The sequence below is a fragment of the Lacrimispora sphenoides genome (genome assembly GCF_900105215.1).
GTDB classification, from domain to species: Bacteria; Bacillota; Clostridia; order Lachnospirales; family Lachnospiraceae; genus Lacrimispora; species Lacrimispora sphenoides_A.
This window is the reverse complement of sequence record NZ_FOIP01000001.1, coordinates 3,212,152-3,232,647: the sequence shown is the minus strand read 5'-3', so window position 1 is coordinate 3,232,647 and position 20,496 is coordinate 3,212,152. Positions and strand designations below refer to the sequence as shown.

Genomic DNA, 20,496 nt, shown 5'->3' with positions numbered 1-20,496 from the left:
GAAAGCATAGTAAATAATAATATATAATGGAGGTTTTATTATGCACGCATGGGAATCAATCCAAAAAGTACTTGATTACATTGAAGACAATTTAGCGCAAAGCTATTCGCCTGAAGAACTTTCAAGGGTTGCCGCTCTTTCGCCGTTCTATTTTCAACGCCTGTTTACCCGCCTTGTGAAGCGTCCTGTAAATGAGTACGTTAAAATGCGCAGGCTTGCAAGGGCATGTGAAACGCTCGATGATAAGGGCAGGCGCATACTGGATATTGCCCTTGAATGTGGCTTTCATAGCCATGAGCATTTTACAAAAACATTCAAAAGCGCATTTGGAATAACTCCAGAGGAATACCGCAACAATCCTGTTCGGCTGAATCAGATTATGAAACCTGATTTATTGCTTGGCTATACAATGATTGACGAAAATGTGCCGCTGATTACTGACAGTATTGTTTTGGAAATATCGCGCAAAACAATAGTTGTTCCAGAACGATACATTGGTTTTTCTGCGCCAGTTTCGATATCTCAGCAAACCCCGCTGGGAGATACAACCGGCATTGATGTGCCCGGCCTGTTGTGGGATAAATTTCATAAACAAAAAGAGGGAATAAAGGGGCTTGTGCCAAACGGCATAGAGTTTGCCGCTTCTTCTTTCGGTGAAAATGAAGATGGTACTTTTACCTATTTTGTGGGTGCTTCTGCAATTCCTGGCACAACTGCATATAGTGATTTAGTGACTTGGGAACTTCCTGCCGCCGAATATATCGTGTGTTCTTTTGAAGCGGAGAGTTTCGAAGAATTGATAACTTCGGCATTAGATAAAAGCATGAATTATTTGTTTCTCGTTTGGCTTCCAAAACACAATTTATCAACGCAGCCATTTTCAGCAGAAAAATATATAAGTGTAAATCCCCAAATGTGCAAAATGGAATTATGGGTGATACCCATATCAGATATTGATCAAAAAAAGTAGGTGATTATATGTTGTGGAGTGAATTGTTCAATAGCGGACATGAACCATTAGATAAAGAAATAAGGGAATTTGTCGATACTCCTTTATGGGATAGTCTGGCTGATCATTTACAGCAGACATACAATGCAAAATCGAAATTATTTTATAGCTGTTGCTCTATGGATAAAGGTTTTTGGAAAGGCTGGAATGTAAAATACAAAAAAAGCGGAAAAGCATTGTGTTCACTTTACCCAAAGAAAGGGTATTTCGTAGCCCTCGTGAATGTGGGAGCAAAAGAATCCCCCGAAGCTGACCTGCTAATTCCCCTTTGCGACGAATACACACAAGATTTATATATTCAGACCAAATCTGGTACAAGCGGTAAATCATTGGCGATAAACGTAACAAGTGAAAACATATTGTGTGATGTAAGGGAATTGATTGCGCTGCGAGCCGGCCGTGTTTAATAGACCGTTTCTAGCAGCTATGATATAATTTAGTAAAAAGTTAAGTTCTAAAATGTTACACGATAGCAGCAGGTAGAGGGAGGCGCTTAAAATGAATGCATTTCTATTAATAATACCTATCTTTCTCATAAGGTTCGGCTTGTTAAAAATGATGAATAAAGACGCGTTAAGCCGTGCCGCATTCTTTGCCCCATTAGAGGGCAGAGAAAAGGCTGCCTACCTCTTTTACCAGTTTTCAAACGCTTTTATTATCTTATATTCACTTTTTTTAAAAATCCAGACCAAACCGCCATTGTTTTTTATCGCCTTGTATATCTATCTCTTAGGTATCAGTGTTCTAATAATTGCCACTGTTAACTTTGCAAAACCTGGGCAAAGCGGAATAAATACAAACGGAATATATAAAATTTCCCGTAACCCTATGTATATCGGTTATTTCATATATTTCTTAAGCTGTGTATTGTTAACACATTCTATTCTGCTGCTTATATCCCTGCTTGTTTTTCAAATATCTGCACACTGGATTATACTTTCCGAAGAAAGATGGTGCATCAACAAATTTGGGAAAGAGTATGTAAACTACATGAGTAAGGTTAAGCGGTATATCTAATCATACCCTTCCTCCGGCTAACGATCAATAGTGCAATGGTTAATTTTAAATAACCATTGCATAATATCCTCGTTTTTTCAAACAATAGCAAAAAGGAGGCGATATCATGGCCATAGCTCATAAAAGTGCAATAAGCGTAGGTTTACTTTATATACCGGTGGGATTATACAAAACAACAAAAGATATATCAGTAAGTTTCAATCAACTCTGTAAAGATACCCACGAACGAGTAAGACAAAAGAAAATATGTCCTTCATGCAATAAAGAAGTAACAAGCAATGAAATTATAAAGGGGTATGAATACGAAAAGGGTAAATATGTGACTTTCACGGAAGATGAACTGGAAAAAATAAAAACAAAGAAAGACAAGACAATACACATAGAACATTTTGCGATGTTGTCTGATGTAGATCAAATATTTTATGAAAAAAACTATTATGTTGTCCCGGAACCGGGAGCAGAAAAAGCATTCGAACTATTAAGACAGGCAATGTTAGCCCAGGAAAAAGTGGGAATTGCAAAAACCGTCCTGGGTACAACAGAAAGCCTTATCGTATTATATCCGACAAACGAAGGAATCATTGCAAAAACTCTTTATTATCAGGCCGAAATACAGGCGGTGCCCGTAGCATCAGCAAAAGTAGAGGTCAGTGATCCAGAAGTTGAAATGGCAAAGACAATGATTGACTCTATGACATCTGCTTTTGACCCAGGTTTATATCATGATGAATATCAGGAAAAACTTCGGCAAGCAATTGAATCTAAAATTGCCGGAAAAGAGATAGTAAATGTTGACAAAGAGAGTCCAAACAACATCATCGATTTGATGGAAGCGATGAAGAAGACAGTTGAAATGACAAAGAGTAACAAAGGGCTGGCATAATGGATATTTTTGAAAGCAGGAATATAAGCCCGATGCTGATTTCGGAAATGGTAGAACCATTTGATTCTCCAAATTTTATCTACGAGATAAAATGGGACGGGATCAGGACTTTGTCTTTTTTGGACACAAAAACAGATATGAGAAACAAGAGAAACAAACTAATGATTCCCATATTCCCAGAGCTGGAAAGTCTTTATAGACAGGTTAAAACGAAATGCATCATTGACCACGAGTTGCTTGTACTCAAAAATGGCATCCCTGATTTCTATGAGGTGCAAAAACGAGCGTTGATGAGTAATTCATTTAAAATAAAATTAGCCGCCGATAAATATCCGGCCAGTGTCATCGCTTATGACATCTTATACTATAAAGATAAGGATATTACTATGCTCCCCTTAATGGAGAGAAAAAAATATCTTACTGATGTTGTAATTGAAAATCATTTAATCTCCGTTTCAAGATTTATAGAAAATGATGGAATAAAATTATTTGAACTTGTTAAAGAAAAAGGTCTCGAAGGAACCGTTGCAAAAAGAAAAGACAGTCTTTATTGGCAAGGTAAACGAACCAAAGACTGGGTAAAATGTAAAATAATGTCCACAGACGATTGTGTGATCTGCGGATACATTCCGAAAGAAAATAATATGACCAGCATGGTTCTTGGCCAATACGATGATGATGTACTTGTATATAAGGGTCATGTTACACTCGGTGTAAGCTTAAGAGTATTAAAAGAGCATAAATATAAAGTGATCGATTACTCCCCTTTCGGTTATGTACCACCAGGAAACGATGATTGTGTTTGGCTGGCCCCGGAACTCGTTTGTATCGTGGAATCAATGCCTACTGAAAAAGAAGGCTTTAGGCAGCCTGTATTCAAAGGTATACGAGATGATAAGCCAGCCATAGAATGTAAGGTATAAAAGGTGGGCCCGGAAATCCGAAGCCCACCTATTTATTTTACTCTCCCCCCTGAAATCCGTAGTATCTTTAGGGCTCTCTTTGGGCTTCACCTATTAATTCTTTGTTATCCTTGATGTCACATATTGTAAATGATATAATGGCTTTATTACAAAAACAGGAGGTAGCGCATATGGAATTCACTTACGATTCAAACAAAATCGATCTCTATCATTCCGATAACAACTTACTTGCTGAGGTTACTTTTCCAGCAGTTGACCAGAATACCGTAAATATCAATCATACCTATGTAGATGATTCTCTCAGAGGCCAGGGTGTGGCAGGACAACTTATGGAGGCCGTAGCAAAACAATTACGGTCCGAAAATAAAAAAGCCATCCTGACATGCTCCTATGCGATTAAATGGTTCGAAAAACATCCTGAATATAATGATTTGGTGAAATAGCCCTTCTACGGCTATTTCACCTCCTTAAATCCCTGCTTTCCTTTTAGATATAACCGGCTTTCGCCAGGTGTTCTGTCTTTGCATTCTCATAAAATACCAGTGTACTTCATACAAAAACTGATGTAAGATATTTAAAAATGCTAAAGAGGTACATACGATGCTAAATTCAAATAATAGGGACAGTTCCTATCAAGACTGTCTGACGCTGGGACTCAGTCTGGGCCTGATATTCGCTGCTGTTATAAACAATTTGGGAATAGGGTTAATCATGGGGATATCTTTAAGCTTATTATTTCGCAAAAGCTACTTTCAAAAACATTAAATTACATATAGCAAAATTCAATAATTTTCTCCGTTGTCTCATTTGATGGCTTGTACCATCCGTTCCACTTGATCTAACTGTTTTCTGCAATCTTTACAGCTCTTCCAACCACCTTGCGTCATGCTGCTGAACGTGGTATGATAAAGCACTTATTATGCAAAAAGACTCCCTTTGCCAAAGACCAGGAATCAGTTATCTTCTGCAGACGATCATCAAATTCCGGCTCCGGCTGGTCACAACTTTATGGTAATATACAAAATTCTTTAATTTGCGTCACAAAACAAATTTGTTTCCGTTAGTATATATGTAACATCATGGGGCGGAAGTTCTCCTTTGCTCTGCTTCCGCCCTTCCCTTTTTACGTGCACTTTCAGCTTGTTCACATAATCGGTATAAGTACATATATTAATATTACAGAACGACTTATCAAAGCAGCAGCAGAAAGAGGCAATAACAACTCTCAGCCGCCGCCCTACCAATGACAGATAACTCATTTTGGTTATGTCTTCTTTTCTAATGCTTCTGATAGGAGTCCTGTAAAACTGCCCGATCATAAATATGAAACCTCAAAGGGGAGGAAACCATGGCATCTGGTTTCCACCCCTTTTAAGATTAATCCGACCTTCTTTTTGTATTTGGTCCCATGCCTTCCCGGCGGGAATTATGTGTCTGATTCTGATTTTCCGGCTTGCCCTTTTCTGACATGCCGTGATTCATTTCACTTTTATTTTTCTGGGAAAGCTTTTCCTGGTTATTCTTCTCCATTTCCATCACCTCACCAATAGTATGGTCTGCCGATATAAGATTTATGTAAAAACAGCGTTCTTACGCATAATACAATCCACTGCTGCGCATCATAAAATGAGGTGATGAATATGTCATATATAGCTCCTGCAGTCCAGGCCAAATTCGAGACTCTTTCTATCGACTTAAAAAATGAAATCCTGGAGCGAAACGTACAAATTAACACCATTTACGATTTGATCCATATTTTGGAGGAAATTGTAAACGAAGGAAGTTGATTATTATTCAAGAAAAACAGTCACAAGCCGGAATTGGCCTTATGGCTGTTTTTTTAATGCAAAATCCAAAGATTCATAGAAAAGGGGCCGGACACATAGGATCCGACCCATTAAAAAACGTAAAAATAATTATCTCCAATATCCGTAAGATGACTTGCACTGACGGCTATTGTTTGTGGTTGCACCCTTAGTCTTAGAACAAGAGCTGCTGTTCTTGCTGTTGGAACAGTTACCGCCAGAGCAGGTAGCTCCCTTTGTGCAAGTGGAACCGTTGGAGCAGTTGGAACCATTGGCGCAGTTGGAACCAGTAGTACAGTCCGTACCGTTGCTGCAGCTATTACCGTTGCCGCTGTTGCAGCCAAGCTTGCTTAAGATGCTGTTAAGATCCCCAGACTGTCCAAAACAGTTTGAAAGGTTAATGCAATTGCTTGTTGACACCGAGCAGGTTGCTGCCTGAGCGGTCATAGGTACACCTGCTACAGTAAGTACGGTTGCTGCTGCTAAAACGAATACTGGTAATTTTCTCATGGTAATATCCTCCTTATTTGTTACGTAATTATTACATTTCTGTTACAAAATGTATCTTAACATACAGGAAATGGAATTTCACTAGGAGAAAATTGGCAATTATCCTCTATTTTCCAGCTGATATTCATTGATAGCCAGCTTTAGGGCTCCCATGATTCCCTGATTATCATTTAAGCTGGGAAAAACGATGTAATGCTCGATGTCCTCAAGCTCTTTTGTCTTGATATATCCGGCCAGCTGGCGCTTCACTTCTTCTCTTACCAAAGGCATTATATGTTCCTGATGCATGACTCCTCCGCCCAGAATAATGCGCTGAGGAGAAAGAATCATAATATAATCCACCAGAGCCTGAGCGATGTAATATGCTTCTAATTCCCACACTTCTTTTCGGTCAGCCAGCTCTGCGCCCTTCTTTCCCCATCGGGCTTCTATGGCAGGTCCTGAGGCCAGGCCTTCCATACATGTCTTGTGATAAGGACATTTTCCCTCATAATCATCATCCGGATGCTTTGCCAGCAGCAAATGCCCTCCTTCCGGATGCAGCATGCCGTGAAGCAGCATTCCATTGGTGATGATTCCTGCCCCGACACCGGTTCCGATGGTGATATACATACTGTTTTCCAGGCCCTTTGTAATCCCCCAGGTAGCTTCCCCCAAAGCAGAGCCATTCACATCTGTGTCAAATCCAACCGGGACATTTAGGGCTTCTTTTAAGACTCCTACAATGTTATAGTTGGCCCAGGCAAGCTTTGGGGTGGTAGTGATATAGCCATAGGTCTCCGAATTCCGGTTTAAGTCAATTGGGCCGAAACAGCCGATTCCCAGGGCTTCTATTTCCTTATCTTTAAAATACTCAATAAGCTTCGGCATGGTGATCTCCGGTGTCTCAGTAGGTATGGAAACACGCTCAATAATCTCACCGTTTTCGTTACCTATGGCACAAACCATCTTTGTTCCGCCTGCCTCTAATGCTCCAAGTCTCATATTCATTTGCCTCCTTTTACTCTGGATTGGAACAGATGATAGACATCTTTCCCTCAAATCTGCACTCTCCGCTTTTTTCCGGTACGATGAAATGCTGTCCTGCCTCCAAAGGAATCCCGTTTACCGACCCTTTTCCGCTTATCACGCTTACATTGGTAAAATAATTTCCGAACTCTTTTGTAAAGACACCGTCAATATCATATTTATCTACGGAGTAAAACTTGCAGGTCACTAAATGCGTGTGCACTGCGCCTGGTACTTTCTCTGTTTTCGGAACAGCCTGTTCTTCCTCAAAAGGCGCTCTTATATTAGCAATGCTCTGTTCCACATGAAGCTGCCTTGGTTTTCCATTGGATAAACGGTCATAATCATATACACGGTACGTGATATCACTGCTCTGCTGAGTCTCCAATACCAGAGTCCCACCCTTGATGGCATGCAGACAGCCAGGCTCGATCTGGAAAAAGTCTCCTTTTTTGATTGGAACAGTCCGGATAAATTCCTTCCACCGGTGATCCCGTATCATGGCTTCCATCTCTTCCCGGTCCCTGGCATGATGGCCGATCGCAATCTCAGTTCCCGGCTCACAATCCAGAATATACCAGCACTCTGTTTTTCCAAGGGAGCCGTTTTCATGGATTTTGGCATATAAATCATCGGGATGAACCTGGATACTTAAATCTTTTTTCGCATCAATAATCTTAACCAAAAGGGGAAACTTGTCTCCGGGATAATTCCCGAATATCTCCGGTTTCTCCTTCCACAGGTCGCTAAGCCGCCTGCCGTCATAGATGCCTCCTGCAATTTTACATTCCCCGTTCTCATGGGCGCTGATCGCCCAGCATTCTCCGGTAGTATCGCTTGGTATCTCATAGCCAAATACATCCCGAAGTCTGGTACCTCCCCAGATGGCCTCCATAAACACAGGCTCCAGAAACAAAAGTTCCATCTGTTTTCCTCCTTATGAGTGATTAATGAACACTGCCTATATTTTACCTGAATAAATGGAAAAGGAAAAGAGGTATTTCTATTTTTTCTCAAGAATGCCAAAATTAGAAACAAAGAATCTGCAAAGCTATAAGGGAATGTTCAGCTTATGAAAAAAAGTGCCGGAATGACCGTCATCCGGATTCATTCTGACACTTTTCCTTCCATTCTTACATTCTTATTTAGAATCTTTTCCGTAAACCTCAATCTGAGTAAGGGCTGGAAATGGGGAAGGATCATCTGCTTTTATCAGTTCGCTTAACTTCACCCATGTGATATTCTTTCTTTCCAAAGAAAACAGATGAGGCTTCACGCTCTTTTCCATTTCCACTACCTCTTCCGTTCCATCGGAAAACGTTAGCTTCGCTTTTACCCACCAGTTATCATGCGGGAAATCTGCGCGTGTATACAAAGCAATCTTATCAAAATCTACAGGGCGGCCAAAGTCCAGGGTCATTTCCGCATCATCCTGACGGTTGATTCCCCATGATTCATAAGGCCATGCACCATGGGATTCGTTGGCGAGAACGCCGTCAATGGCATTGCGTGCCGCAAACACCGCTTCTCCTCTGGTTTCCACATTGGCAAAAGCATGAGGGAAACAGCCTGTATCTCCGTGCTGGTCCATGACATTCTTTGCCAGGTTCCTGTAAATGTCTGCCTCATAGTCAAAGGCTTCCCGAATGGTCAGATAATGACGCTCCCCTGTAAAGGCTTCCGGGTTATAGGAAATCTTTTTCTCACCAAAAGGTATGGTATAAACTACTTCCTCCTTTGTCAGATAAACAAAGGATTCATCCATGCAGTCATCAATGCGTACTACATAATGTGCGCCTGTTTTATCTGTTTTGAATACGATGGCATCTCCTTCTACGTATTCTCCTTCAAACACGAGGATTGCCTGATCCTCTCCCAATACGGTTGCCTTTACTTCACCATTCTGGTTTCTTATAGCTATTGATACATTCGCCATGATCAGTCCTCCTGCTCTTCCTGCTCAAAATAGTCTTTATATTCTACTTCTATCTGATACTTCATTCTCTTCATACTGTAATACAGATGTTCTCTGAGGGACCGCTCCAGGCCATCGATGTCTTTTTTCTCCAGCAGTTCAAAAAGCTCTGTGTGCTCCCTGATGATTCTGGTAAAATCCGTCTCAGTTACAAAGTCAAGCATACGGAACCTTGTATAATGTAACTGTTGGGCCTGTATCATATCCCAAAGTTTTTGTTTGCCGGTAGCCTGATACCAAATGGCATGCATCTGCGCATCCATACGGTAAAACTGCTCCGGTTCAAATCCCTTTTCCTGAATCAGAGCCTGCTGCTTGCGGATCAGATACCTGACTTCTTCCATCCAGAGAGGCGTCGCCATATTCACAAAATCCCGCATGACCATGGTTTCCACCGCAACACGCATGTATATCATCTGCTTAATCGTATCCAGATTCAAAAGCGTTACCTGTGTGCCGGAATATGGAACCGAATTGACAAAGCCCTGTTCCTGAAGCCTTCTTACTGCTTCCCTGACAGGCGTCCGGGATACGCCAAACCGTTCACAGATTTCATTTTCGCTTATGATCTGTCCGGGCTTTAATTCCAGGTCCAGAATCTCCTGCTTTAACGTTTCAAACACCAACTCACCGCGGTTTTTATAGGTTTTGGTCTTTCCTTCCATTGAACCCTCTCCGTCCTCTATATTAGGCCTGTTAAAAAATATGCCATGACCTCCGCCCTGAAAGCAGACATCATGGTCATATTTTTAACTCCAGAGCCGGCCGGGGAAAAAGGGCCGGATCTGATTACTGAAAACTGACTATTACTGTGGCTGTTTGCCAATGTAAGCTAAGATACCGCCGTCCACGTACAGGATATGTCCGTTGACAAAGTTGGAAGCGTCAGAGGAAAGGAATACTGCAGGACCTGAAAGATCCTCTGCTTCTCCCCAGCGTCCTGCCGGAGTCTTAGAAATAATGAACTGGTCAAATGGATGTCTGGAACCATCAGCCTGAGTCTCGCGCAGCGGTGCTGTCTGAGGAGTTGCGATGTAACCAGGTCCAATGCCGTTACACTGAATGTTGAATTCACCGTACTCAGATGCAATGTTCTTTGTCAGCATCTTAAGTCCGCCCTTTGCAGCTGCATATGCGGATACGGTCTCACGGCCAAGCTCGGACATCATAGAGCAGATGTTGATGATCTTTCCGTGGCCTTTTTTAATCATGGACGGAATAACAGCCTTGGCAACGATAAATGGAGCGTTCAAATCAACGTCAATTACCTGTCTGAACTGTTCGGCGGTCATATCGCACATAGGGATACGCTTGATAATGCCTGCATTGTTTACCAGGATGTCGATCACGCCGACCTCCTTCTCGATCTGAGCTACCATAGCATTTACGCCATTTTCATCGGTAACGTCACATACATAACCATGAGCCTTAATTCCCTCTTCCTTGTATGCGGCAATTCCCTTATCAACTAATTCCTGCTTGATATCATTAAAAACAATAGTTGCGCCTGCTGCTGCAAGACCTTTTGCAATGGCAAATCCAATGCCATAGGAAGCACCTGTAACTAATGCAACTTTTCCATCAAGGGAAAACTGGTTTGCTAAATTCATGATTCAATCTCTCCTTTACTTATTATTTGGGGTCAGTTATTTCATCTTATCTGTGTTTCGATATGTATCCAAACTATAAAATTTGTATACAAACCTAACACCTTGTATATATGCTAGCATATCCCTACTCTTTTTTCAATGTACATATTTAACAAACAATGACACTTTTATTTATCTATAATTTTCCAAGCACCACTTTCTTTTCCAGGCACCGGCCTATCATCCCCTTTGACAACGAAGAAAATCCCGGCTTTCCTAAAAAAAACCGGGATTTTGATCATGAAATCCTGCTCATTATGTAGGTTCGGCTTCTGATTTCAGTCTTCCAACTTCATCATTTTCCGATTTTTAAACTCCTGGAGTTTTCCTTCATTCCAGTCATGTACGGGACGGTAATATCCGGCGATCCTGCTGTATACGTCTGTCTGTTTCCCGCATTTCGGACAGGTTTCCTCTCTTCCGGAAAGATATCCGCAGGTCTGGCAGATGGAATACACCGGTGTAAAGGTCATATATGGAATATCGTAATTCTCCGCCATCTTCCTCAAAGAGTCCCGAATCTTTTTCCAATCTTCTGCTTCCTGTTCCATGTAGACGGAAAATACGTTGCCGGCCGTATAAAGAGGCTGGACAGTATTCTGGTTTTCAAGAACTTCTTTAAGTGTACCTCCAAAATCAGAGGGAAGCTTGGTGCTGTTGGTATAATAAGGAACATCTCCTGCCATTCCGCCTGTCTTAATCTCCGGAAATTCCTTCCTGTCGATCATTGCCAGACGGTAGGCTGCCGATTCCGCCGGAGTCGCTTCCAGGCAGTACAAATCTCCATACTCCAGCTGATAACCGATCAGCTTCTTTTTTAAATGCATCAGCACATCCGCCGCGAAATCTCTTGTCCTTTGAGATTGCAATCCGGATTTAAGCCAGGAAGCGTTAAGCCCTGCCTCGTTCATTCCAATCACGCCCATGGAAGAAAAATGGTTTTCTAAGTTTTCCAGATAACAAGCCGTGTATGGATAAAGCCCATTCTTTAAAAGTCTGCCGATGACATCCCGTTTAATCTTCAAGGATCTGGCCGCAATATCCGCCACCTGATCCAGACGTTTGTAAAAATCTGCTTCATCGGTGGCTAAATATCCGATTCGGGAAAGATTTATGGTGACCACACCAATGGATCCGGTATTCTCTCCATATCCGAAGAACCCCCCTGCCTTATTGCGCAGCTTCGTAAAATCCGGAGTCACGCCATGATAGGAGATCCTCACATCCCCCGGTACCTGGCCGCCCCTGATATAGTTGGAAAAGTAAGGCGTTCCATAATGAGATGCTAAAGTAAACAAAAGTCGGCTATTCTCAGTGTCGGACCAGTCAAAATCCTCAGACAGTCCATAAACCGGAATCGGATACTGAAATCCCATACCGCCTGCATCTCCGGCCAGCATGGTTTCTAAAAACGCCCGGTTTACCATATCTATTTCGGTCTGGCAGTCCCCATAGGTAAAGTCCATTCGCCGCCCCCCGACAATGGCCTTTTCCTCTCTCATATCCTCAGGAACCGTTAAATCCAGGGAAATATGGGAAAACGGTGCCTGGGTTCCCCAGCGGCTTGGCGTATTGACTCCAAACACAAAAGCCTCCATGCATTTTTTAACCTTGTCATAAGAAAGACCATCAGCCCTGACAAAAGGCGCCAGGTATGTATCAAAGGATGAAAAGGACTGGGAAGCAGCCCATTCATTTTGCATAATTCCGAGAAAATTAACCATCTGATTGCAAAGAGTAGCCAAATGTTTTGCCGGAGAGGCTGTAATCTTTCCGGTAATCCCTCCAAGCCCGTCCAGCAGAAGCTTTTTTAAAGACCAGCCGCAGCTGTATCCTGTTAACATGGAAAGGTCATGGATATGGATATCACCTCTGTGGTAAGCATCCGCGATCTCTTTATCGTAAATTTCAGAAAGCCAGTAGTTTGCCGTCACCGCTCCGGAATTGTTAAGGATCAAGCCTCCCACAGAATAGGTGACCGTGGAATTCTCCTTTACATGCCAATCCTCTACCTTTACGTAGTTATCCACCACATCCTTATAATCAAGAGTGGTTGCTCCCAGGCTCCTGATCTTTTCTCTCTGCTTCCGGTACAGGATATAGGCCTTTGCCACATCTGTATATCCAGTCTCTTCCAGCACCTTTTCCACGCTATCCTGGATATCCTCCACAGCAATCAGCCCCTCCTTCATCTTATCCTTAAAATCAGAGGCAACCCTTAAGGCCAGCAATTCCACAATGCTATCCGTATAATACTTTTCGGTTGCAGTAAATGCCTTTTTCATGGCTTCCTTGACCTTTGATAAATCAAAGTCCGCTTCCGCGCCATCCCTTTTCATAACCATTAACATGTTAATCCTTCTCCTTTAAATCCTATTTGACCTGATAGATCATGATTTGGTCCCTGCTATGTAATTCCTGCTGAAAATATCCACTTTCCCCATTTACCTCTAATACCACCTGTCCGGTTACGTTTTTAAAATCCAGTCCGGAATATTCCAGCATGTCCATCAGATAATAGGGCCGGTGATCCGGCTTTAAGGGAAGAGTCAGGGGGTTGTTATTCAGAAAAAACGTGATTTTCCCCTTACTCTCACGGCTCTTTTCTCCCTGTTTATTACCTGTCTGACGGTCTTGATCTGTACCGGAGGACGACTTATGAAGGCTGGAATCGGCTTCCTCCGGCTCTTCCTTTATTTCAGCTGCCGTTGTTTCTATTACAATGCTGTCACCGGATTCCAGGGGCGCATCTGCCTTCGCCTCCTCGCCGTTTACCAGAACATTGTTTCCTTTTCCAAGCTCTGCCACGTCGGAGAGCATAGCGGAAGCGTTTTTTCCGCGGGTGGCAGGTATGAATACGATCCAGTCCTCTGTATGTACCGGATCAGAAAGCTGAGTTTTTTCTCCATTGAGCGTTAAGACAGACGGCTCTGCTTTCTCTCCATAAAAGACTGTTCTTTTTCCATTGACACTCACCACCAGATTCTGACCGGAACGCCCGATCATATCCTGATAATTATATCCGTTCATCATCAGCACATCCATAACAGTAAAGCTGCCGTTTCGAAAGAGCTTGGCCGGCCTGTCATTTAATATGACGCGGAAGCTGTCATTGACAATGCTGAAGCCTGCAGAAATAACGATACCGAGAGGAGTTGCAAATTCCGGATTCTCAAGGTCATACTCATCGGAATAGGCATTGATTTTAAAATTGTTTCCTGCAATGGCAACCCGTTTGGGGTCAATCTTTAAATGCTCTACAATCCCCTCTTTTAAACCGGATAGCCTGCTTCCTCCCCCTGCCAGGAATACGGCCGACGGCATCCCTCCGTTTACCTCCAGGATTTTTGCTGATATTTCCTCGCAAAGCCTGGAAGACGCTTCTTTGATGCACTCAAAGATGGATTCCCGCGTGATTACTTGTTCAAATCCCAGGATATCCGTAAAATGAAGCTCAGCCCCTTCGTCAATCTCTGACTTGATCTTTTCCGCGGTATCAAAATCAACCAGATACTCCTTCATAATGGTTTCTGTGATCTCGTCTCCGGCAAGTATGGCCATGGTATAGCCGGTCACGCAGCCATCCCTGCAGACTGCAATGTCTGAAGTTCCTGCTCCTATATCTACCATTGCCAGGTTCAGCAGGCGGATATTTTGAGGTATTGCAGCATTGATGGCGGCAATGGGCTCCAAAGTAAGGCTCGCTACCTCCAGGCCGATTTTATTCATGGCCGCATAAAGGCTTTCCACCACCTCTGTAGGAAGAAAGGTTGCTATAATATCGGCTTTCAGAACCCGTCCATGATGATCGATCAGATTGGATATCATGTAGTTATCCAGGTAATAGCGGCTTACCGTATAGCCAACCAGGTAAAACTGCCGGTCCGAATCCTTGTCTTCTCTATTCATAAATAATTTTTCTGCTTCACTGATTGCACCTGCCTCTAAGCGGCTGACGGATTCTATATCGATCTTCTGAGGTCTGGAAAGCTCCATCTCATATGTCACGCTTTCTGTCCTCAGCGCTCTTCCGGCGGCAGCTACAGAGACCTTGTCAAGCCTGCACCCAAGCTTTTTTTCCAGCCTGTCCTTGACCTGGCCTGCGATCTTTGCCACCTGATCGATATCCTCGATCTGGCCGTCAATCATCGCCCGTTTTGTGTGCTCGGCTCTCTCTATGGCAACGATATGAATTCTGTCCCCGTCAGGCATGCCCACCATACCGATGATGCTCCGGGTTCCAATATCCAGAGCGAAAACAGCCTGATCCGGAAGTGTGTCTGTCAAAATACTATGTCTGTTATCCATAAATAATGCCCCATTCTCTTGTATATTTGTCTTTTATTCTACTAGTATAAACAGCCTCCGTCAATCGAATAAAGGAAAATTTTGGAGTAAAAGCATGTAAATTGACACAATAAAACAGGCCGCAGCTTAAGGACTTACGCTGCGGCCTGTTTTTATCAGCACTGATCTCTAATATCAAAGCTTGGATTGAATGCATAGAAATTCCTGCTGTCCAGATTATCCTGGGTAATTCTTAAAGCTTCCCCAAACCTCTGGAAATGAACGATTTCCCGTTCTCTCAAGAATCGAATCGGATCACAGATTTCTGGATCAGTAATAACACGAAGAATGTTATCGTAAGTACTCCTTGCTTTCTGCTCTGCTGCCATATCCTCCACAAGATCGGTAATTGGATCTCCCTTTGACTGGAATTGGTTGGCAGTAAACGGGACTCCACCGGCAGACTGAGGCCAGATGCCTGTTGTATGGTCAATGTAGTAAGGACCAAACCCTGATTCTACAACCTGTTCCGGTGTTAAATTTCTTGTCAGCTGGTGAACAATGGTTGCTACGATCTCAAGATGTGCTAACTCCTCCGTTCCGATATCCGTAAGAACACCTTTACATTCCTTATAAGGCATGGAATAGCGTTGGGAAAGATAACGCATGGAAGCTCCCATTTCTCCATCTGGGCCGCCATACTGGCTGATAATAAAGGAAGCAATCTTGGGGTTGGGAGTCGTTATATTTACCGGATACTGTAATCTCTTTTCATACCTCCACATTAGCCGCACTCTCCTTCCCATGGCCATGGATCATTGATCCAGGTCCAGTAATTCTCATCCATGACTCCATCAACCATCAGAGGGCCGCACTGCTCTTCATAAGCCTGCATTGCCTGCTGCCGCATATCTGCTACATAAAAGTAATAGTTTAATGCTTCCTGATCATCTGGATGAGTGTCAAGATACAAAACCACATCATCCATTGCAAAGCTGGATTCATATACCTGTTTTAACAGCATATCGCAATCAACATTATAACCCATCATCACTGGCACCCCCCCATAATAAATGGTTTAAACAGATCCGGGAAGATGGTTCCCATGTTCATGGCAGTATCTAACGGATACAATTCCTGCCAGCACTGCCATGGTACATATGCCATTCCAACTGGAAACTGGTCAATATTTTCGGCTGGGCAAGGAGCCGGTGCGGGCTTGCTGGGACGCATGGCCGGTGCTGTGCATGTCGGCATTTCAGGGCACTTCACAAATGCGGGACTTGTTGCCATATTCGGACATTTCATAGGCGCCATAGCTTCCTTCTCTTTTTCTGGGCATTGTACCGGCATGACACATACTGGTATACAATTCTCTGGCATTGTATGGGCTGGCATTGTATGGGCTGGCATTGTATGGGCTGGCATTGTATGGGCTGGCATTGTACGGGTTGGCATCTCCCAGCATTTCTCTGGCATGCATTTCTCCGGCATCGGGCAGCTTGGCATCACTCTGCACTTCTCTGGCATGCATCTCTCTGGCATTGTGCGGGCTGGCATCTCCCTCCATTTCCCTGGCATGCATTTCTCTGGCATGCATCTCTCTGGCATGCATTTCTCTGGCATGCATTTCTCTGGCATGCATTTCTCCGGCATGCATTTCTCCGGCATGCATTTCTCCGGCATGCATTTCTCTGGCATGCATTTCTCCGGCATGCATTTCTCCGGCATCGGGCAAGCTGGCATCACTCTGCATTTTTCCGGCATACATTTTTCTGGCATTGGGCAGGTTGGCATCACTCTGCATTTTTCCGGCATACATTTTTCTGGCATTGGGCAAGCTGGCATCACTCTGCATTTTTCCGGCATACATTTTTCTGGCATTGGGCAGGTTGGCATCACTCTGCATTTTTCCGGCATACATTTTTCTGGCATTGGGCAGGTTGGCATCACTCTGCATTTTTCCGGCATACATTTTTCTGGCATTGGGCAAGCTGGCATCTCTCTGCATTTTTCCGGCATGCATTTCTCCGGCATCGGGCAGGTTGGCATCACTCTGCATTTTTCCGGCATGCATTTCTCCGGCATCGTATGGGCTGGCATCTCCCTGCTTCTTTCCGGCATTGGGCATAACAGCATTGGCTGGCAATTCATCGGCATAGGTGCTGCCTCAGATTTACCTCTTGTTTCCGAACATCTTGGTCTTTTTGGCGGCATCCAAGGGCCGGAACCTGAGGCCATATCCTGCTGTTTCATAAGTATGGGATCAGTCCCATTTTCTGCGGACTTTGCCGGACCCGAACCAAGCGGCATGTCAGGGCGAATTACCGTACCAGGACTTACAGACATGTCAAGCCCCATGGCATATTCCCAGCCGGCTGAACCGGTGCCGGTCATATATTCAGGACACCATTGCTTCGTATAAAAATCCATAGGATGTATGACTCCTTTCGCTATTGAAAGTTTCTAATATCAATCTATGAAAGGAATACCCTGTTGTGCAGGGCCTGCTGAAATTTTTCCATTAATTTCAAAAGAAGATCCATGGCATGGACATTCCCAGCGCTTGTCAAACCGGTTCCATACCAGACGGCATCCCATGTGGGGACAGTTTACGGCTCCAGGCATGGTTCCGGCTGAAAGTCCCTTCACTGATTGCATACCATGGGAAACCAGTGTGCCCGCGGCTGCCTTCAGATGATGCCTTCTGGGAGAAAACACTTCATCATAGGGTGTTTTCCTTCCTGTTATCTGTGTACTCAGTATCTTTGCTGCCACCATGGAGGAACTCATGCCCCATTTTCCAAAGCCTGTAGCAACATACCAATCCGGCCTTAGGGCAGAAAACGGCCCGATATAGGGAATTCCGTCTAAAGTCATACAATCCTGGGCCGTCCATCTTCTGATTTCCTTTGCTTCTGGAAACAGATGTTCCCCTGCCCGTTTCATCGTGGTAAAGGGATTTTCCTTTGGCGCCTTTCCGGTCCTGTGGCTTCCATAACCCAATAAAAGCTTATCACCGGCATTCCGAAAGGAATATGCCCTTTCGTCAATTCCAATATACATGCCTTTTAAAGATGCAACAGGCTCAAGCTCCAGAACGTAGCTTTTCTCCTGATACATTTTGGCAAAATAAAATCCAGGGATATTAACAAAAGGATAATGAGAGGCAAATACTACTTTTTCTGCCTTTACCACCCCTTTATCCGTCACGACTTCATGCCCTTGAACCTTGAGAACCTTTGTCCGCTCAAAAATCGTAAGCCCTGCAGATATATCTCTAAGAAATTCCAGAGGATGAAACTGGGCCTGTCCGGTAAAACGAACCGCTCCATGCACAGAAAACGGAAGTCCGGTCTCCCTGACAAAAGAAGCCGGAAGCCCAAACCTTGCAGCCCACTCCGCCTCTCTTGAAAGCACCTCTGACTCCTGAACCGAATATAGATATGCATCCGTTTGCTCATAATGGCACTGTATGGAATAACGTCTAATGAGTTTTCCGTACTCTTCCACTGCCAGCTGGTTTGCCTTTCCATACAGCCTTGCCGTTTCTTCTCCAGTCGTTCGTGCCAGCTTTTCATAAATCAGATTATGCTGGGAAGTGATTTTCGCCGTTGTATATCCCGTTTGCCCGCTTCCTATGCGGTCTGCCTCCAGCACCACCACGTGAAGCCCGTGCCTTTGCAAATAAAAGGCAGTAAGGATTCCTGCCATTCCAGCTCCTATTACTACCACCTCTGTCCGTTTGTTTCCTGTCAATGGATTCCTGCCAGGAATTCTGGCTGATTCTGTCCAGATTGATTTCATTCTTTCCACCTCTTGCCTTTATAGCTAACATTTTAAAAAAAAGTTTTTCTTATCCTTATTATTCTCTCTATTTCCAGTTTAATGCCTGTTTTCACTCTTCCAATTATTTCTTGATTTCACTATGCTTTTATAATACAATAAAATCAAATGGCCGATAAAAGGGAGGAAATCCATATGAATTGGTTTAGAAAAAAAACAGCTCTGCCCCTTCAGACAGAGACAGAGACCAAAAGCCAGGTATTAGAAGATCCTTTATTAGAGAGCAAACCGGAACGAGAAGCCTGTTTAAAGCATCTGAGCCTGGTAATGAGCTCTATGGAACGGGGCACTGTGCTAAAGCTCCACATAGAGAATTTTAAACGGCTAAACCAGGTATTTGGTTATGAATACTGCGAATACCTTCTTGAACAGATCCTTACCTATTTAAAAGAAGTGACAGGAAAAGACGTCTACCATTATATTGGTGTGGAATATATCATCATACTGGAACAATATACCCAGGGACAGGCTTATGAGCTTGCTGAGATGATTGCCGGCAGGTTTGACCATGTCTGGAAAGTCAGCGGGACCGACTGCTTATGTTCCGCACAGATGGGCATCTGCACCTATCCCGGACACGCCGATTCTCCGGACCAGATGTTAAAGTGTCTGGATCTGGCCGTTATAAAGGCAGAAGACGGAGGTCCCAATCAGGCGGTCGTCTTTGACAGCGTTTTGCAGAAACAGCTGCAGCGGCGCCAGACCATTGTTCTTTATCTAAAGACAGCCCTGGAAAAAGAAGAGGTGGAGGTTCGTTACCGCCCTACTCTTCAAATTGATACGGGGACCTTTACCCGGGCAGAGCTTTATATGCGCATCTTTATTAAAGGCCTTGGGATGATCGGAGCCAGCGAATTTCTTCCTGTTGCAGAGGATTCCGGGCAGATCCGGGCCATTGAATACTATGCACTGGAAAAAGCAGCCCAATGCATCCACGGGCTGCTTGAAGCTGGCTGCGATTTTGAATCCATTGCTCTTCCCATTTCTCCCGTTCTTTTTTTACAGGAAGATTTCCTTGACGAAGTGAAGCGCATGATGGATATCTATCACATACCTGAGGGAAAGCTTGCCCTGGAGATCCAGGAAAGTGCCCTGACCATGGCTTATTTAAACATCAACGTGTCCCTTCAGCAATTGCAGGAAATGGGCGTAGAGATCATCCTCAATGAATTCGGTTCCGGCCACTCCGGAATCTCCTCAATCCTGGAGCTTCCAGTGGATACCTTAAAGCTTGAGCGCCTGTTCGTATGGCAGCTTGAGACGAATCCAAGGTCCCGGTCCGTCATTGAAGGGCTGGTCCGAATGGCAAGAGATCTTGATATGACCATCATTGCCGAAGGCGTGGAAACGGAAAACCAGAACCAAATACTTTCGGAAGCCGGCTGCAATTACCAGCAGGGGTTTTACTATTCTCCTACCCTGGAAAAAGACACTCTGTTAAAAATCCTCGGCACTTCCTTAACAGAATCTCATCAGCTCTTAGCAGAGGAAAAGGAAAAAATGGGGAAACTAAGCTAATCTTCCAGTAGAAACTCAGAAAAAAATTAAGTATCATTACATAAACAGCGGCATACAGGAAGGAGG

22 protein-coding genes are annotated in these 20,496 nt (G+C 43.8%); 8 read left to right on the top strand and 14 right to left on the bottom strand.

Annotation, left to right across the window (positions count from 1 at the left end; all coding sequences use genetic code 11):
• Positions 1-40: 40 nt before the first annotated feature.
• The 6 genes from BMW45_RS14655 to BMW45_RS14630 all read left to right on the top strand — a co-directional run bounded on the left by BMW45_RS14655 (position 41) and on the right by BMW45_RS14630 (position 4,275).
• Entirely contained in the window at positions 41-970 is a 930-nt protein-coding gene (locus BMW45_RS14655) for an AraC family transcriptional regulator (RefSeq protein ID WP_092244973.1), read from the top strand.
• An 8-nt stretch (positions 971-978) separates the two neighbouring features.
• Complete coding sequence (locus tag BMW45_RS14650) at positions 979-1,416, top strand: DUF3788 domain-containing protein (RefSeq protein WP_092244970.1); 438 nt, start codon at positions 979-981, stop codon at positions 1,414-1,416.
• 91 nt (positions 1,417-1,507) lie between these two features.
• Positions 1,508-2,026, top strand: coding sequence for a methyltransferase family protein (locus BMW45_RS14645; RefSeq protein WP_092244968.1), 519 nt, complete (start codon positions 1,508-1,510; stop codon positions 2,024-2,026).
• Positions 2,027-2,132: 106 nt separating this feature from the next.
• Entirely contained in the window at positions 2,133-2,909 is a 777-nt protein-coding gene (ku, locus tag BMW45_RS14640; RefSeq protein ID WP_025234203.1) for a non-homologous end joining protein Ku, read from the top strand.
• A complete protein-coding gene (locus BMW45_RS14635) occupies positions 2,909-3,832 on the top strand; it encodes an ATP-dependent DNA ligase (RefSeq protein ID WP_092244965.1) in 924 nt (307 codons plus the stop codon). The genes ku and BMW45_RS14635 overlap by 1 nt, the downstream gene beginning before the upstream one ends.
• Positions 3,833-4,002: 170 nt before the next feature.
• Entirely contained in the window at positions 4,003-4,275 is a 273-nt protein-coding gene (locus BMW45_RS14630) for a GNAT family N-acetyltransferase (protein ID WP_092244962.1), read from the top strand.
• A 934-nt stretch (positions 4,276-5,209) separates the two neighbouring features.
• On the opposite strand, the gene BMW45_RS27850 is transcribed toward BMW45_RS14630, so the two are convergent.
• Entirely contained in the window at positions 5,210-5,362 is a 153-nt protein-coding gene (locus BMW45_RS27850; protein WP_166433193.1) for a hypothetical protein, read from the bottom strand.
• A gap of 110 nt (positions 5,363-5,472) precedes the next feature.
• On the opposite strand from BMW45_RS27850, the gene BMW45_RS27845 reads away from it, so the two are divergent.
• Entirely contained in the window at positions 5,473-5,619 is a 147-nt protein-coding gene (locus tag BMW45_RS27845; protein WP_038279905.1) for a hypothetical protein, read from the top strand.
• Positions 5,620-5,748: 129 nt separating this feature from the next.
• Here the strand turns inward: BMW45_RS27845 and BMW45_RS14620 are convergent, their stop codons facing one another.
• From BMW45_RS14620 to BMW45_RS14565, 13 genes are all read right to left on the bottom strand, one after another.
• The gene (locus BMW45_RS14620; protein ID WP_054791646.1) at positions 5,749-6,147 is read right to left on the bottom strand and encodes a hypothetical protein; all 399 of its coding nucleotides are present in this window, start codon (positions 6,145-6,147) and stop codon (positions 5,749-5,751) included.
• A gap of 99 nt (positions 6,148-6,246) precedes the next feature.
• Complete coding sequence (locus BMW45_RS14615) at positions 6,247-7,131, bottom strand: ROK family protein (protein ID WP_092244956.1); 885 nt, start codon at positions 7,129-7,131, stop codon at positions 6,247-6,249.
• Between the two features lie 16 nt (positions 7,132-7,147).
• Positions 7,148-8,080, bottom strand: coding sequence for a type I phosphomannose isomerase catalytic subunit (locus BMW45_RS14610; RefSeq protein ID WP_092244953.1), 933 nt, complete (start codon positions 8,078-8,080; stop codon positions 7,148-7,150).
• 216 nt (positions 8,081-8,296) lie between these two features.
• Positions 8,297-9,091 carry a carbohydrate-binding protein gene (locus BMW45_RS14605; RefSeq protein ID WP_092244950.1) on the bottom strand — a complete coding sequence of 265 codons (795 nt, stop codon included), beginning with the start codon at positions 9,089-9,091 and terminating at the stop codon, positions 8,297-8,299.
• A gap of 2 nt (positions 9,092-9,093) precedes the next feature.
• Positions 9,094-9,795 (bottom strand): GntR family transcriptional regulator, encoded by a 702-nt coding sequence (locus tag BMW45_RS14600; protein ID WP_025234212.1) that lies wholly within the window; start codon positions 9,793-9,795, stop codon positions 9,094-9,096.
• A 141-nt stretch (positions 9,796-9,936) separates the two neighbouring features.
• Positions 9,937-10,740, bottom strand: coding sequence for a gluconate 5-dehydrogenase (locus tag BMW45_RS14595; protein WP_029701973.1), 804 nt, complete (start codon positions 10,738-10,740; stop codon positions 9,937-9,939).
• Positions 10,741-11,057: 317 nt separating this feature from the next.
• On the bottom strand, positions 11,058-13,130 hold the full coding sequence (locus tag BMW45_RS14590) for a ribonucleoside triphosphate reductase (RefSeq protein WP_092244947.1): 2,073 nt from the start codon (positions 13,128-13,130) through the stop codon (positions 11,058-11,060).
• Positions 13,131-13,152: 22 nt separating this feature from the next.
• Positions 13,153-15,087: a cell division protein FtsA gene (locus tag BMW45_RS14585; protein WP_092244944.1), complete on the bottom strand. Its 1,935-nt coding sequence runs from the start codon at positions 15,085-15,087 to the stop codon at positions 13,153-13,155.
• Positions 15,088-15,242: 155 nt separating this feature from the next.
• A complete protein-coding gene (locus BMW45_RS14580; RefSeq protein WP_025234233.1) occupies positions 15,243-15,851 on the bottom strand; it encodes a manganese catalase family protein in 609 nt (202 codons plus the stop codon).
• A complete protein-coding gene (locus BMW45_RS14575; protein ID WP_092244941.1) occupies positions 15,851-16,117 on the bottom strand; it encodes a spore coat protein CotJB in 267 nt (88 codons plus the stop codon). The genes BMW45_RS14580 and BMW45_RS14575 overlap by 1 nt, the downstream gene beginning before the upstream one ends.
• Positions 16,117-16,323 carry a spore coat associated protein CotJA gene (locus tag BMW45_RS28500; RefSeq protein WP_051515358.1) on the bottom strand — a complete coding sequence of 69 codons (207 nt, stop codon included), beginning with the start codon at positions 16,321-16,323 and terminating at the stop codon, positions 16,117-16,119. Before BMW45_RS28500 ends, BMW45_RS14575 begins: the two co-directional genes overlap by 1 nt.
• Position 16,324: 1 nt before the next feature.
• Positions 16,325-17,197 carry a hypothetical protein gene (locus BMW45_RS28495; protein WP_242883034.1) on the bottom strand — a complete coding sequence of 291 codons (873 nt, stop codon included), beginning with the start codon at positions 17,195-17,197 and terminating at the stop codon, positions 16,325-16,327.
• Positions 17,198-17,538: 341 nt separating this feature from the next.
• On the bottom strand, positions 17,539-18,873 hold the full coding sequence (locus BMW45_RS14565) for an FAD-dependent oxidoreductase (RefSeq protein ID WP_092244939.1): 1,335 nt from the start codon (positions 18,871-18,873) through the stop codon (positions 17,539-17,541).
• Positions 18,874-19,047: 174 nt separating this feature from the next.
• Here BMW45_RS14565 and BMW45_RS14560 point away from each other — a divergent pair, with 174 nt between their 5' ends.
• Positions 19,048-20,430: a bifunctional diguanylate cyclase/phosphodiesterase gene (locus BMW45_RS14560; protein ID WP_092244936.1), complete on the top strand. Its 1,383-nt coding sequence runs from the start codon at positions 19,048-19,050 to the stop codon at positions 20,428-20,430.
• The last annotated feature ends 66 nt before the right edge of the window (positions 20,431-20,496 follow it).

What these genes read in the sequence shown, in the direction of transcription:
- BMW45_RS14610 (WP_092244953.1), bottom strand. Translation starts at nt 8,080, where the DNA reads ATGGAACTTTTGTTTCTGGAGCCTGTGTTTATGGAGGCCATCTGGGGA.
- BMW45_RS14595 (WP_029701973.1), bottom strand. Translation starts at nt 10,740, where the DNA reads ATGAATTTAGCAAACCAGTTTTCCCTTGATGGAAAAGTTGCATTAGTT.
- BMW45_RS14650 (WP_092244970.1), top strand. Translation starts at nt 979, where the DNA reads ATGTTGTGGAGTGAATTGTTCAATAGCGGACATGAACCATTAGATAAA.
- BMW45_RS28500 (WP_051515358.1), bottom strand. Translation starts at nt 16,323, where the DNA reads ATGCCGACATGCACAGCACCGGCCATGCGTCCCAGCAAGCCCGCACCG.
- BMW45_RS14560 (WP_092244936.1), top strand. Translation starts at nt 19,048, where the DNA reads ATGAATTGGTTTAGAAAAAAAACAGCTCTGCCCCTTCAGACAGAGACA.
- BMW45_RS14575 (WP_092244941.1), bottom strand. Translation starts at nt 16,117, where the DNA reads ATGATGGGTTATAATGTTGATTGCGATATGCTGTTAAAACAGGTATAT.
- BMW45_RS14645 (WP_092244968.1), top strand. Translation starts at nt 1,508, where the DNA reads ATGAATGCATTTCTATTAATAATACCTATCTTTCTCATAAGGTTCGGC.
- BMW45_RS14580 (WP_025234233.1), bottom strand. Translation starts at nt 15,851, where the DNA reads ATGTGGAGGTATGAAAAGAGATTACAGTATCCGGTAAATATAACGACT.
- BMW45_RS28495 (WP_242883034.1), bottom strand. Translation starts at nt 17,197, where the DNA reads ATGCCCAATGCCGGAAAGAAGCAGGGAGATGCCAGCCCATACGATGCC.
- ku (WP_025234203.1), top strand. Translation starts at nt 2,133, where the DNA reads ATGGCCATAGCTCATAAAAGTGCAATAAGCGTAGGTTTACTTTATATA.
- BMW45_RS27845 (WP_038279905.1), top strand. Translation starts at nt 5,473, where the DNA reads ATGTCATATATAGCTCCTGCAGTCCAGGCCAAATTCGAGACTCTTTCT.
- BMW45_RS14565 (WP_092244939.1), bottom strand. Translation starts at nt 18,873, where the DNA reads ATGAAATCAATCTGGACAGAATCAGCCAGAATTCCTGGCAGGAATCCA.
- BMW45_RS27850 (WP_166433193.1), bottom strand. Translation starts at nt 5,362, where the DNA reads ATGGAGAAGAATAACCAGGAAAAGCTTTCCCAGAAAAATAAAAGTGAA.
- BMW45_RS14635 (WP_092244965.1), top strand. Translation starts at nt 2,909, where the DNA reads ATGGATATTTTTGAAAGCAGGAATATAAGCCCGATGCTGATTTCGGAA.
- BMW45_RS14630 (WP_092244962.1), top strand. Translation starts at nt 4,003, where the DNA reads ATGGAATTCACTTACGATTCAAACAAAATCGATCTCTATCATTCCGAT.
- BMW45_RS14600 (WP_025234212.1), bottom strand. Translation starts at nt 9,795, where the DNA reads ATGGAAGGAAAGACCAAAACCTATAAAAACCGCGGTGAGTTGGTGTTT.
- BMW45_RS14590 (WP_092244947.1), bottom strand. Translation starts at nt 13,130, where the DNA reads ATGTTAATGGTTATGAAAAGGGATGGCGCGGAAGCGGACTTTGATTTA.
- BMW45_RS14615 (WP_092244956.1), bottom strand. Translation starts at nt 7,131, where the DNA reads ATGAGACTTGGAGCATTAGAGGCAGGCGGAACAAAGATGGTTTGTGCC.
- BMW45_RS14655 (WP_092244973.1), top strand. Translation starts at nt 41, where the DNA reads ATGCACGCATGGGAATCAATCCAAAAAGTACTTGATTACATTGAAGAC.
- BMW45_RS14585 (WP_092244944.1), bottom strand. Translation starts at nt 15,087, where the DNA reads ATGGATAACAGACATAGTATTTTGACAGACACACTTCCGGATCAGGCT.
- BMW45_RS14620 (WP_054791646.1), bottom strand. Translation starts at nt 6,147, where the DNA reads ATGAGAAAATTACCAGTATTCGTTTTAGCAGCAGCAACCGTACTTACT.
- BMW45_RS14605 (WP_092244950.1), bottom strand. Translation starts at nt 9,091, where the DNA reads ATGGCGAATGTATCAATAGCTATAAGAAACCAGAATGGTGAAGTAAAG.